General features: G+C 69.3%; 11 protein-coding genes. 7 read left to right on the top strand and 4 right to left on the bottom strand.

The annotated features are described in order from the left end of the window. Positions 1–4: 4 nt before the first annotated feature. The 3 genes from AB0H93_RS16505 to AB0H93_RS16495 all read left to right on the top strand — a co-directional run bounded on the left by AB0H93_RS16505 (position 5) and on the right by AB0H93_RS16495 (position 3,550). Positions 5–2,314, top strand: a complete 2,310-nt coding sequence (locus AB0H93_RS16505; protein WP_358573070.1) for a hypothetical protein — start codon at positions 5–7, stop codon at positions 2,312–2,314. 99 nt (positions 2,315–2,413) lie between these two features. Next, positions 2,414–3,010 carry a hypothetical protein gene (locus AB0H93_RS16500; protein WP_358573068.1) on the top strand — a complete coding sequence of 199 codons (597 nt, stop codon included), beginning with the start codon at positions 2,414–2,416 and terminating at the stop codon, positions 3,008–3,010. A 12-nt stretch (positions 3,011–3,022) separates the two neighbouring features. Continuing rightward, the gene (locus AB0H93_RS16495; protein ID WP_358573066.1) at positions 3,023–3,550 is read left to right on the top strand and encodes a type VII secretion system-associated protein; all 528 of its coding nucleotides are present in this window, start codon (positions 3,023–3,025) and stop codon (positions 3,548–3,550) included. A gap of 328 nt (positions 3,551–3,878) precedes the next feature. Here AB0H93_RS16495 and AB0H93_RS16490 read toward each other — a convergent pair whose 3' ends face one another. From AB0H93_RS16490 to ribA, 4 genes are all read right to left on the bottom strand, one after another. After that, a complete protein-coding gene (locus tag AB0H93_RS16490) occupies positions 3,879–4,463 on the bottom strand; it encodes a response regulator transcription factor (RefSeq protein WP_358573064.1) in 585 nt (194 codons plus the stop codon). 154 nt (positions 4,464–4,617) lie between these two features. Continuing rightward, positions 4,618–5,337 (bottom strand): NADPH-dependent F420 reductase, encoded by a 720-nt coding sequence (npdG, locus tag AB0H93_RS16485; RefSeq protein ID WP_358573062.1) that lies wholly within the window; start codon positions 5,335–5,337, stop codon positions 4,618–4,620. Between the two features lie 68 nt (positions 5,338–5,405). Beyond that, positions 5,406–5,627, bottom strand: a complete 222-nt coding sequence (locus AB0H93_RS16480) for a zinc finger protein (protein WP_358573060.1) — start codon at positions 5,625–5,627, stop codon at positions 5,406–5,408. A gap of 148 nt (positions 5,628–5,775) precedes the next feature. Beyond that, a complete protein-coding gene (ribA, locus tag AB0H93_RS16475) occupies positions 5,776–6,396 on the bottom strand; it encodes a GTP cyclohydrolase II (protein ID WP_358573058.1) in 621 nt (206 codons plus the stop codon). Positions 6,397–6,568: 172 nt separating this feature from the next. Between ribA and AB0H93_RS16470 the strand changes: the two genes are divergently transcribed. The 4 genes from AB0H93_RS16470 to cofD all read left to right on the top strand — a co-directional run bounded on the left by AB0H93_RS16470 (position 6,569) and on the right by cofD (position 10,308). After that, on the top strand, positions 6,569–8,128 hold the full coding sequence (locus AB0H93_RS16470) for an AMP-binding protein (protein WP_358573056.1): 1,560 nt from the start codon (positions 6,569–6,571) through the stop codon (positions 8,126–8,128). 10 nt (positions 8,129–8,138) lie between these two features. Next, positions 8,139–8,930, top strand: coding sequence for a nitroreductase family protein (locus AB0H93_RS16465; RefSeq protein ID WP_358573054.1), 792 nt, complete (start codon positions 8,139–8,141; stop codon positions 8,928–8,930). A 71-nt stretch (positions 8,931–9,001) separates the two neighbouring features. Further along, complete coding sequence (locus AB0H93_RS16460) at positions 9,002–9,340, top strand: hypothetical protein (RefSeq protein WP_358573052.1); 339 nt, start codon at positions 9,002–9,004, stop codon at positions 9,338–9,340. Further along, a complete protein-coding gene (cofD, locus tag AB0H93_RS16455) occupies positions 9,328–10,308 on the top strand; it encodes a 2-phospho-L-lactate transferase (RefSeq protein WP_358573050.1) in 981 nt (326 codons plus the stop codon). The genes AB0H93_RS16460 and cofD overlap by 13 nt, the downstream gene beginning before the upstream one ends. Positions 10,309–10,348 lie beyond the last annotated feature (40 nt).

Below are 10,348 nucleotides of genomic sequence, written 5' to 3'. Positions count from 1 at the left end.
CGAAGTGACGGTCGAACCGGGCGGTTTCCGCGAGCGCGAGCGCGATGCCGCGCTCGACGGTGAATGGCGCGCGAAGGTCGCGGAAGCCCGCCGTGCCTTGCGGGAACTGTCCCCGGAACGGCACCGCGACCTGCTGGCGGACGGCCGGTGGTTCGTCGATCGCGTGCGCGGCAACTCCGCCTTCTTCCACGATCACGGGGTGGGCGCAGCCCGGCGACCGGAGTTGATCGAAGACCTCGTCGTGCTCGCCGCCGAGCGGTACGCGAGCGACGGCGAAGCCGCCGCCGTGGCTCGGGTGCGGGACGAGCTCACCGCTCAAGAACGGCGGCACCTGAACCAATTCGCCGGCGAGATGGCCGAGCCCGGCAAGCCGTGGAGCCGACCGGGCTGGGAGCACCTGCGACCGAGCCAGCGCACCGCCATGCTCACCGCCGAATACCAGGGCACCGACCGCGCGGAGGAGGATGCGCGAGCCGCGCAGGATCGGGTCCGGGAACTCAACGACCGGCTGCGAACCCGTTATCCCGTGGACGATCCCGAGAAGATGGCCCAGATCCTCCGGGACACCGAGGACATGCTCAAGTCCTGGCCCCTGGTCCGGAACATCGATCCCACGCGCTGGTTCCCGGCCGGGGACGGGCGCGCGAAGCCGGTCAGCTGGCTGGAACGGCTCGTTTCCGGAGAGCCGCTCTCCGCGTTCTGGACGTCCGAGCTCACCACCGGAACGCCGGATCGCAGTGGGCGGGGCTGGGTCGAAGAGCAGCAGGGCTACGGTCCGATCCTCGGCCGCTTCGCGGGCGACCCCGCAACCGGCTTGCACGGATCGCACGAGTTCGCGCCGACCGCGCCGACGGAAACCCCCGCATACGCGGCGCTCGCATCGCCTTCGCAGGCCGGGGGCGTGTACGCCTACGGTGCTGTCGTCCTGCATCTGAGCGAGGATGTGCGCAACCGCGCGACATACACACCGAAGGACTCCGCGAACGACGGCCCTGGCGGGATGCCGGGCTTCACCGACCGCGAGCACTTGGCGGGCCTATTGGCCCACGGTCACGAGGACAACGTCCGGTTCGCACTCGGCGAGGCCACCCGCTTCCGCTACGACCTGGAGCTGGCCGCGATGTTGCGCGAGGACGGGTACGCCGCGGTCCCGCACTACTTCGAAGCCCAGGTCCACGGCGGGCTGTCCTTGGCCGACGTCGACCACGTCGTGGTGAACTGGGGAGATCTGCACGGCTTGTCGTCGAAGGCGGTGACCCGTCAGGAGGCCGAGCAGATGGTGCGATACCTCACCGACTCGGTCCCCGACTCCGTGCGGGTCGAGCTCGGCCGGGAGATCGGGCGACCCGGTGCGGCCGAGCTGGCGGTGCAGAACCGGGCGTACCGCCTTTACGGCCTGGACGAGTTCACGCCCGAGCACGCCGACGTCGTCGCGGCCTTGGACCGGCTCGCCGCGCCCGCGCCGTACCCGGTCCGTCCGAGCGAGGAGGCGCTGCTCGACCTCGCCGACCGCGCCGGGATCACCAACGGGAGTGCGAATGAGCGTCTTGCCGCCCTGTTCGACTTCGCCTGGCGGACGCCGGAATCACTGGGCAGCGTCAAGGAGTTCCTGGCCGCAGCACGCCCACTGGACGACCCGGATTTCCGCGTCACGCTGCGCGACATCACCGCCGAGGACCGCCGCTTCACGGGCAAGTTGAGCGCCGCAGACGTCGAGGCGTTGCTCAGCGCGCAGGAGAACGTCCAGGACTTGCCGTACGAGGCGGAAACCCGGCCGACCGTGCGGACCAAGCTCAGCATGTTCAGCCACAACCAGAACGCGGACGACCTCGCCACGGCGACGAACGAGATCCAGGGCGAGCCGACGCCGGGGCCGTCGATGGTCATCCTTGGCTCCGCTGCCGCCGGCCAGGCATCGGCGGAGATCGGCACCGGCGAACCGGCGGCGCAGCCGGGTGCGGATTCGTCGAACGTGCCGGGAAACGACGCCGCCCCGAATTTCGATGCGGACCAGGAATCGGTTGTCGCGCAACAGGAATCGGTGCCGTCATCCGCCGCCGATGCCTCCGAGGCCGGGTGGGTCGTCGGGCGGAACGTGGACACCGGGGAGGAGGTCCACTTCGACCCGGGCGAGGTCCAGTCGTGGGAGTTGAAGGACAGCAACGGCGACCTGATCGGGATCACCTTCGTCAGCGATGCGGACGCCCGCGAGGACTTGCAGCCGTGGACGAAGATCGGCGGCACCGCGGACAAGGTGAACTACTCAAGCCCGCTCCGCGAGGATGAGGTGCAGGGCATGTCGGTGGAGGAGTGAGAGGCGTCTGCCAAGAAGCCGGTGCTGCTGCCCTGGGACTCCCCGCTCGGGCCCGGTCAGAACCCGATTCCCATCAACGCGCACGCCGACGAGACATCCATGGAAGTCACGCGGACCGACGGCACGAAGGTGGAGGTCGGCGGTGCGGCCTTCGCCGAGATCGTCGTGAAGCCGGCTGTCTTCAAAGCTTTGTGCGAGCAGCAGTCCGGCTCCGCTTCCTACCAGCTGCTGGCCTGCGAGTCCGGCAAGCTCAACAAGCCGGGCGGATCCGCCTTCGACTTCCAGCAGGCCCTCAGCAAGCTCGGGCACGGTGGCACCGTCTTCGCGCCCACCGGCATGCTCGGCACCGGGTCGAAACCGGGGCCCAGCAGCCCCTTCACGGTGGTCTTTTCCAACGGAAGTTGGGCCGAATTCAACGGGCAGGTGCCGGCCGGCACGAGCGCGAACGAGCCCACCGGTCCCGCCCTGGACGAAACCAACGTCGGCGGTGGGGAAGCGGAGGAATCCGACACCACGTGGATGTTCGAGCCGACGGAGGAGGACAACGCCTGGGATGCGGAGGAATCCGGAACCACGTGGACGTTCGATTCAACGGAGGAGGACAACGCCCACGAAGCGGCCTCGGAGGAGCTCCCCGACGTCCCCGGCGAAACGGTTCTCGGCGGCGGTGGCGACGATGAGATGGACGAGCGGTAGGAGGCTATGGCGATGAGTGGTGGTTCGGCCTTGCCGGCGGAGAACCAGTGGGTGTTCCTGATCGACCCGGCCTGGCAGGAGCAGGGCGGCGATCCGCGGCAGCCACCCCGCCAGGCCGTGGTGGGCGGCTGGCATGTCGAGGCCGACGGAACGACCGGGCGCTTCCACGTCAACCCCGACTACGTGCCATCCGGCCCCGGCTCGCCGACCGATCCGGTCGACGCCACGTTGCGGCTGGTGAACAAGGGTGAGGCGGATGCCGAAGCGCTGTTGGCGACGTTGCGCGAGGCGGTGTTCGGGATCGCCGTCGACGAGGAGCACAACCCGGTGGTCGCGCCGGCGCCGGACGGGGTGGCGTCGATGCTGGTGACCACGGCACCCGCGCACCGGCGCAGGGTGCGGGTCGCGGGTTGGCGGGAGGCCACCGCCGCGGAGCTGGCCGGGACGCTGCCGGCAGAAGGCGTTGACGTGCTGATCAACCCCGGCGCGCCCGCGTCCATGCGCATCCTCGCGGCTGCGCTCCGGAAAGCCGTGGCGTGAGGAGTCCCAATACTGGTTACCTGAGCACACCGAGGTCACCGCCGCGGAGATTGACCGGATGCGCGAAATCGTCCGTACCGCACGGCAACTCGCCGCGGACCGAGGTGACGATCCGGCGGCAGGTCTTCGGCCTGGCCGACGACGCCGAGGTCCGCCGGCCTCGCGGAGTATGTGCTGCGGGTGGGTGACGCGCGCACGCGCTCGACGTTCACCGGTCTGATCGCAGTGATCAACTCGATCTCGGGTTTTGGGATCCATCGGCTGCCGACGATGCCACCTGCACCTTCGACACCACCCGCAGCTGCGGCCGCCAACCTCTGCCCAAGCCCTACAGCAGGCCCAGGCCGCGGGCTTTGGCGATGGCCTCGATCCTGTTGCGGGCGTCCAGCTTTCGCAGCGTGTTCTGCATGTACCCCTTGACCGTGTTCGGCGAGAGGTACATCGCCGCGGCGATCTCGGTGGTGCTCTGGCCCAGCGCTGCTCTGCGCAGCACGTCGTACTCCCGCGTGGTGATCGGCCCGCGAACCTTCCGGCGGCGCGGCGAGTTGGGTTGCCGATCCCCGTGAGCTACCGCCAGCAGGGTGTGCATGATCTCGCCGCGACCCGCGTCTTTCGACAACACCTCGCGTGCCCCGGCGCTCACCGCTGCTTTCGCGATGGCGTGCTCCGGGGAGGAGGTGAAGACGACGGTGCGGACGTGCGGGTCCTTGCGCCGCAGCTCGGTGATGATCTCGGGCGCCAGCAGGTCGCTGAAACGCAGGTCGAGCAGCACGACGTCCGGATGCGTGCGGGCGCTCGCTTCGATCGTTTCGCCGCCTGTCCCCGCCGTGCCCACCAGTTTGAACGCTCGACCGCCCCCCAGCAGCAGGCTCACGCCGTACCGCACGACCGGAAGGCGGTCCGCGACGAGCACGCGGACCTGCGAAGAGTTCCTCTGTTGCCTGACGTGACGCTCCGTTTCCATGGCCGCTCCGTTCCTTTGAACGGTCCGGGCGAGGATTCCCCGGGACCGGGTGTGGTGGACGGTCGGGCGGGGCCCGGCCGCCTGGACAGCGATCGAGAAGCGATCAGCGGACCGGGGTCCGCGGGACATCGGTCACCCGGATCCCGGCATGCGCCCGGTACCGGCGGTTGATCGAGATCAGGTTTGCGGTGAGTGCCTCCACCTGGCGGGAGTTGCGCAACCTTCCGGCGTAGATCCCGCGCATCCCGGGGATGGTGTCCGCCAGCTCGATGACGGCATCGGTCGCAGCCCGGTCGTCGCCGACCACCATGACGTCGGTCTCCACCCGCGGTACCGAAGGATCCAGCAGCAGTGCCGCGGAAACGTGGTGGAAGGCACCGACCACGCGGCTCTCGGGGCAGATCCGCTGGGCCTGCAAGCAGGCGCTGCCCTCCGGCACGTCGAGCGTGTGAGCACCGTACCGGTCGAATCCCATCGGGACCACGCAGTCGACGATGATCTTCCCGAGCAGCTCATCGGCCACTTTGGACAGGATCGGCGCGTGGCTGGCCCACGGAACCGCCACAACGACCAGGTCCGCGCGTGCTGCGCACTCCGTGTTGTCCATGCCGGTCGCGATGGGGAGGTCTCGCGCGATCGAACGCGCCCGATCGGCCGATCGGGAGCCGATCAGGACTTCGCGCCCGGCCAGGCCGAGCCGGCGGGCCAAGCCGCGACCTTGGTCGCCGGTGCCGCCCAGCACACCGACCACCATGTCGGCCGGGCCCAGCGGATCGTTCTCAGCGGCGTGCGGGGCAGGCACCTTGACGTTCTCCTTCATCATCGGAGTTCCTAGTCGCGTAGTCGGGGTGGAACTTCTGGCTGTTCGCCGGCCTCCGATGAACGGTTCGGCTACTGGCGGGAGGCGAGGACCCGCCAACACGCCATGCAGGTGTCCTCACGCACCCAGGCGATCTCCGGAGCGATCCGCTGCAATTCGTCAGTACTGACATCGACGCCGCACAACGCCTTGGCGACCAACCCGGGTTCGGCGTTTCGTGCGGTCCGATCGAAGGCGTGCCGACCACAGCTGACCGGCTGCCACCGCCCGATTTTCGTACCATCAGGCAACATTTCGACTCCCTCCGCTGATCGACACTTGTCCGCTGACAGGCCATCTGGGAATTTGCTGCGACTGCCCCGATCGCCCGTGGCCGTGAGGCCCGCGCCGGTGACTGCCGGCCACTGCGAGACGCTTTGCGTTCGGGTCAGGTGCCCGCCGTCAGCGCGCGAGTGTGGTGGGCAGGTCGAGGAGGTGCCCGAGGCGGTCCCGCTTCGCGGTCAGGTAGTCGATGTTGTGCTGGTTGGGCTGCGCTTGCAGGGGTACCCGCTCGACCACCGGGATGCGGTGCTGCATGAGGGCGTCCTGCTTGTCCGGGTTGTTGGTCAGCAGCCGAACGCCTCGCACGCCCAGCTCGGCGAGGATCTCCGCGGCGACCCCGTAGTCGCGGGAGTCGACCGGGAGTCCCAGGTGGGTGTTGGCGTCGACGGTGTCCAGCCCGAGCGACTGCTGGGCGTCGTAGGCCTGGAGCTTGCGCCCGATGCCGATCCCGCGTCCCTCCTGTCCGCGCAGGTACACCACGACACCTCGCCCTTCCTGGGCGATGGTGGCCAGCGCGGCGCGCAGCTGCGGGCCGCAGTCGCAGCGCAGGGAGTCGAACAGGTCGCCGGTCAGGCACTCGCTGTGGATGCGGACCAGCACCGGCCTGCCACCGCGCACCTCGCCGTGGACCAGCGCGACGTGTTCGACACCATCGGGCGCGCGGAAGGCGATCGCCTGGAAGACGCCGTGCGGGGTGGGAATCGCCGCTCGGCCCGAACACGCGGTTGCAGTGTTGTCCACCGCGGGATGGGACATCGTGCCGCCTCCCTGACCTGGGAACCCGGACGCGGGCGCCCGGTGAGTGACTCTGCCGTGGATCACGGTAGGGACCGGCGGCGTTGAGATCGTCCGGACAATGAAATGTTGAGAATTACTTGATGTCGGTCTGATCTTGCCGGTCAACGCTGTTGCCGTGCTCACAACAACGCTGACCGCCGGCGATGGGCGGACGCTGCACGGCCTGCTGGCCTGGCACGCTACCTATGCACCGCGTCGCACGTTCCTGGCCTTCGAGCCGGAGCCCGGATGTGTGCGCACCACCAGCTACGGCGAGTTCTTCCTGCGGGCCCGGCAGGTCGCCGGGCTGCTCCGCGACGCCGGGGTGCGGCCCGGCGACCGGGTCAACGTGCACCTGACCAACCGGCCCGAGTTCTACGAGAGCTGGTTCGGCGCGGCCCTTGCGGGTGCGGTCCTGGTACCGACGAACCCGTTGGCCAGCGCGGACGAACTGGGCTTCGTGCTGCGGCACGCGAACTGCCGGGCGGTGATCACCGAGCCGGACATGCGCCAGGTGGTCGCGGATGCGGCGGCCGGAACACCGGTTTTCGTGGTCGGTTCCGGCGGCGCGGACGACTTCGACGAATGCGTCCGCGCCAGCTCCCCATACGCGGTCGAAGGCACGACGTCGGAGCAAACGGTCAGCATCCTCTACACGTCGGGAACCACCAGCCGCCCCAAAGGAGTGTTGGTCTCGCACGCGGCCTATGCCGCGGCCGGGGAGACGGTGGCCGGTCAGCTGCGGCTCGGGCCGGACGACCGCCAGCTCGTGGTGCTGCCGCTGTTCCACGGCAACGCCCAGTACTACTCGACGATGTCCGCGCTGGTGACGGGCGCGTCGATCGGGCTGGCCCCGAAGTTCAGTGCCAGCCGGTGGTCGGCGCAGGCGGCAGCGCTCGAAGCTACGATCACCAGCCTGTTCGCGGCCCCGATGCGCATGATCCTGGCCGCGGAGCAGTCGGAGCACGACCGCGCGCATCGGCTGCGGGCGGGGATGTTCGCCCAGAACGTCTCCGAAGCTGCGCTGCGGGAGTTCGAAGGCCGGTTCGGCGTTCCGATGGTGCAGCTGTACGGGATGACCGAGACCGTCACGCCGCCCACCATGGGGCCGCTGCACGGGGATCGCCGCCCGCACAGCATCGGCCGCCCGGTCCCGGGCGCCGTGCTCCGGATCGTCGACGACGCGGGGCAGGACGTCGAACCCGGCGAGGCGGGCGAGCTGCTGGTCGGCGGCGAGCCGGGCCGGACGCTCATGACCGGCTACCTCGACGACCCGGACTCGACCGCGAAAGCGCTGCGGGACGGGTGGTTGCACACCGGGGACACCGTGCGCGCCGATGGGGACGGCTACCTGCACTTCGTGGACCGCGCCAAGGACGTCATCAAACGCTCCGGGGAAAACGTGGCATCCGCCGAGGTCGAACGCGTGCTCAACGAGCACCCCGCGGTCTTCGAATCCGCGGTGGTGGCTGTTCCCGACCCGGTGCGGGACGAAGCGATCAAGGCATTCGTGGTCCTGCACGCCGGCGCGGAAGCCGGTGCCGAGGACCTGCGGGAGTGGTGCGCGCAGCGGCTCGCGAAGTTCAAGGTTCCCGGGTTCGTGCAGTTCATCGACCAGCTGCCGCGAACCTCGGTGGGGAAGATCCAGAAACACCTGCTGCGCAACGAGTTTTCCGGCGATTCGCCGGAAAGGTGAAGGGAGAACCATGGAGTTCAAGAAGGTCGTCGGCACCCGGCGGTCGATCCGCTACTACCAGCCGTGGCGCCCGGTCGAATCAGCGAAGGTCCAGAAGGTGCTGGAGGCGGCCCGCCTGCAGTCCAACCACGGCAACGCCCAGCTGATCCGCAAGGCCGTCGTCGTGGTCCGGGAGGAGACGCCCAAGGAGATCTGGGACGGGCTCGTCGAGGCGCTGTACAACCAGCCGGCCGCGGCGCAGGCCCCGGTGCACATCTACTGGACCATCGACATGAGCGGCTGGGAGAACCTGCGTCCCGAACTGCTCAAGCTCATCGAGGCCGGGGCGCTGACCTCCAGCTACGGCTGGAGCGAGCAGTTCGTCGACGACGTCGTGATGAAGACTCCGGACTTCAACGTGATGGCCGGCGACATGCATTTCGCCGAGTGGCTGAGCGCGATCGAAACGGGCCTTGCCATCGGGTCCGGCCTGCTCGCAGCCGTTGACGAAGGGCTGGGCACGGGCTTGTTGACCGGCAAGCGGGAGCGCATCCGCGAGCTGCTGGGCATGCCCGAGCACGCCACCCCGGCGCAGATCCAGCTGCTGGGCTACCCGGCCGAGGACGCCGAGGCGGGCGGCCAGCGGCCGCGCCCGGACTTCGAGCAGCTGTACTTCCGCGGCAAGTGGGGCACGAGCTTCGAGCGCGACCCGGAGGTCGTGCAGGAGCTGGTGGAGGCGGGTGCGATCCAGGCGTCTGCTCCGCAGCCGTGGCGAAAGGCGGAGATCCGCGCTCTGGCAGGGCTTTTCGGTCTGCCGGAGTGACGAGCCGGCGGCGATGTCGGGCCGTCGGCATCGCCGCCACCCACCGCTGGAGTTCCACTTCGGGAGAATCAATGTCACAGGATCTGTTCACCGACTTCGAAACCGTTCGCCGCTACACCGACCAGCTCGACTCCGACCTCACCGAGGACGAGCGCGCGGACCGCCTCGACACGCTGCGCAAATTCGCGGAGTTCGTCGAGCGCACGCCGGACGAGATGGTCGCCGAGATCTTCAACACGCAGACCCGGAAGTACCGCAAGCGCGGCTTCTACGCCACGAAGATCAAGGAGTTCTCCGAGCAGCTCGACGTGCCCAGGGGCCAGCAGGTAGCCAAGGGCAACGTCATCCGCGCGTTCTTCATCGCCAACGGGCGGCGCGTGCCGCCGGAGATGCCGGAGTGGTTGATTTGATCACGCTGCTCGGGGGCGGGATCGGGGCCGCCCGGCTGTGGTGCGGCATCGCCGAGATCGCCGAGGAACCCCTGACCTTCGTCGTCAACACCGCCGACGACCTGTGGTTGCACGGCCTGCGCATCTGCCCGGACCTCGACACCGTCCTGTACGCGTTGTCCGGGCGCCAGGACACCGAACGCGGGTGGGGGGTGGCGGACGAGACCTTCCGGTGCATGTCGGAACTCGGCGGGCTGGGGGAGCAGACCTGGTTCCAGCTGGGTGATCGAGACCTGGCCACCCACCTGCTCCGCACCGGAATGCTCAAGTCCGGTCGCACGCTCTCGGAGGCCACCAGCCGGCTGGCCGCCGGCATGGGCGTCCGCCACCGGGTGCTGCCGATGACGGACGCCGAGGTCACCACGTTCGTCCGGGTGGCCACCGGCGAAACGATGCACTACCAGGAGTTCCTGGTGCGCCGCGGCGCACGGGACGAGGTCGAGGCCGCGAACTACCGCGGGATCGCCGATGCGCGCCCGGCTGCCGGCGTGCTGGAAGCCATCGAGCGCTCCAGGCTGGTGATCCTGGGGCCGAGCAACCCGGTGGCCAGCGTCGGCCCGGTGCTCGCCCTGCCAGGCGTGCGCGATGCGCTGCGCACGACCGCGGCCCAGGTCATCGCGGTGACCCCGGTGGTGTCCGGTGTCCCGATCACGGACCCGGGTGAGTCCGGCCGGGCGCGCAGCCGAGCGGCGCTGCTGGCCCAGCGCGGTCTGCGCCACAGCGCGGCCGGTGTCGCGTCGATGTACCGGGACATCTGCGACCTCTTCGTGGTCGACGAGGCGGACGCCGGCGAGACCGTGGAGATCACCGCGATGGGCATTCGAAGCGCCACGATGCCGACCCTGGTGAACACGCCGCAGGACGGCGTCTCGCTCGCCAGGCAGGTGCTGGAGGTCCAGACAGGGGCCGGGGCGTTGGCGGCGACGTAGCGGCCCGCCGCTCGCCCGATCCAGTTCTCGACGAAGGAGT

Origin of the sequence: Saccharopolyspora sp. NPDC050642 (genome assembly GCF_040654735.1) — a bacterium.
Lineage (GTDB): Bacteria > Actinomycetota > Actinomycetes > Mycobacteriales > Pseudonocardiaceae > Saccharopolyspora > Saccharopolyspora elongata.
The sequence above is the reverse complement of the archived record's forward strand: the minus strand, read 5'-3'. Positions and strand labels throughout refer to the sequence as shown.

Excerpts from the sequence above, each read along its gene's own strand:
- AB0H93_RS16460 (WP_358573052.1), top strand. The coding sequence starts at position 9,002 with ATGTCACAGGATCTGTTCACCGACTTCGAAACCGTTCGCCGCTACACC.
- AB0H93_RS16495 (WP_358573066.1), top strand. The coding sequence starts at position 3,023 with ATGAGTGGTGGTTCGGCCTTGCCGGCGGAGAACCAGTGGGTGTTCCTG.
- AB0H93_RS16480 (WP_358573060.1), bottom strand. The coding sequence starts at position 5,627 with ATGTTGCCTGATGGTACGAAAATCGGGCGGTGGCAGCCGGTCAGCTGT.
- npdG (WP_358573062.1), bottom strand. The coding sequence starts at position 5,337 with ATGATGAAGGAGAACGTCAAGGTGCCTGCCCCGCACGCCGCTGAGAAC.
- AB0H93_RS16465 (WP_358573054.1), top strand. The coding sequence starts at position 8,139 with ATGGAGTTCAAGAAGGTCGTCGGCACCCGGCGGTCGATCCGCTACTAC.
- AB0H93_RS16500 (WP_358573068.1), top strand. The coding sequence starts at position 2,414 with ATGGAAGTCACGCGGACCGACGGCACGAAGGTGGAGGTCGGCGGTGCG.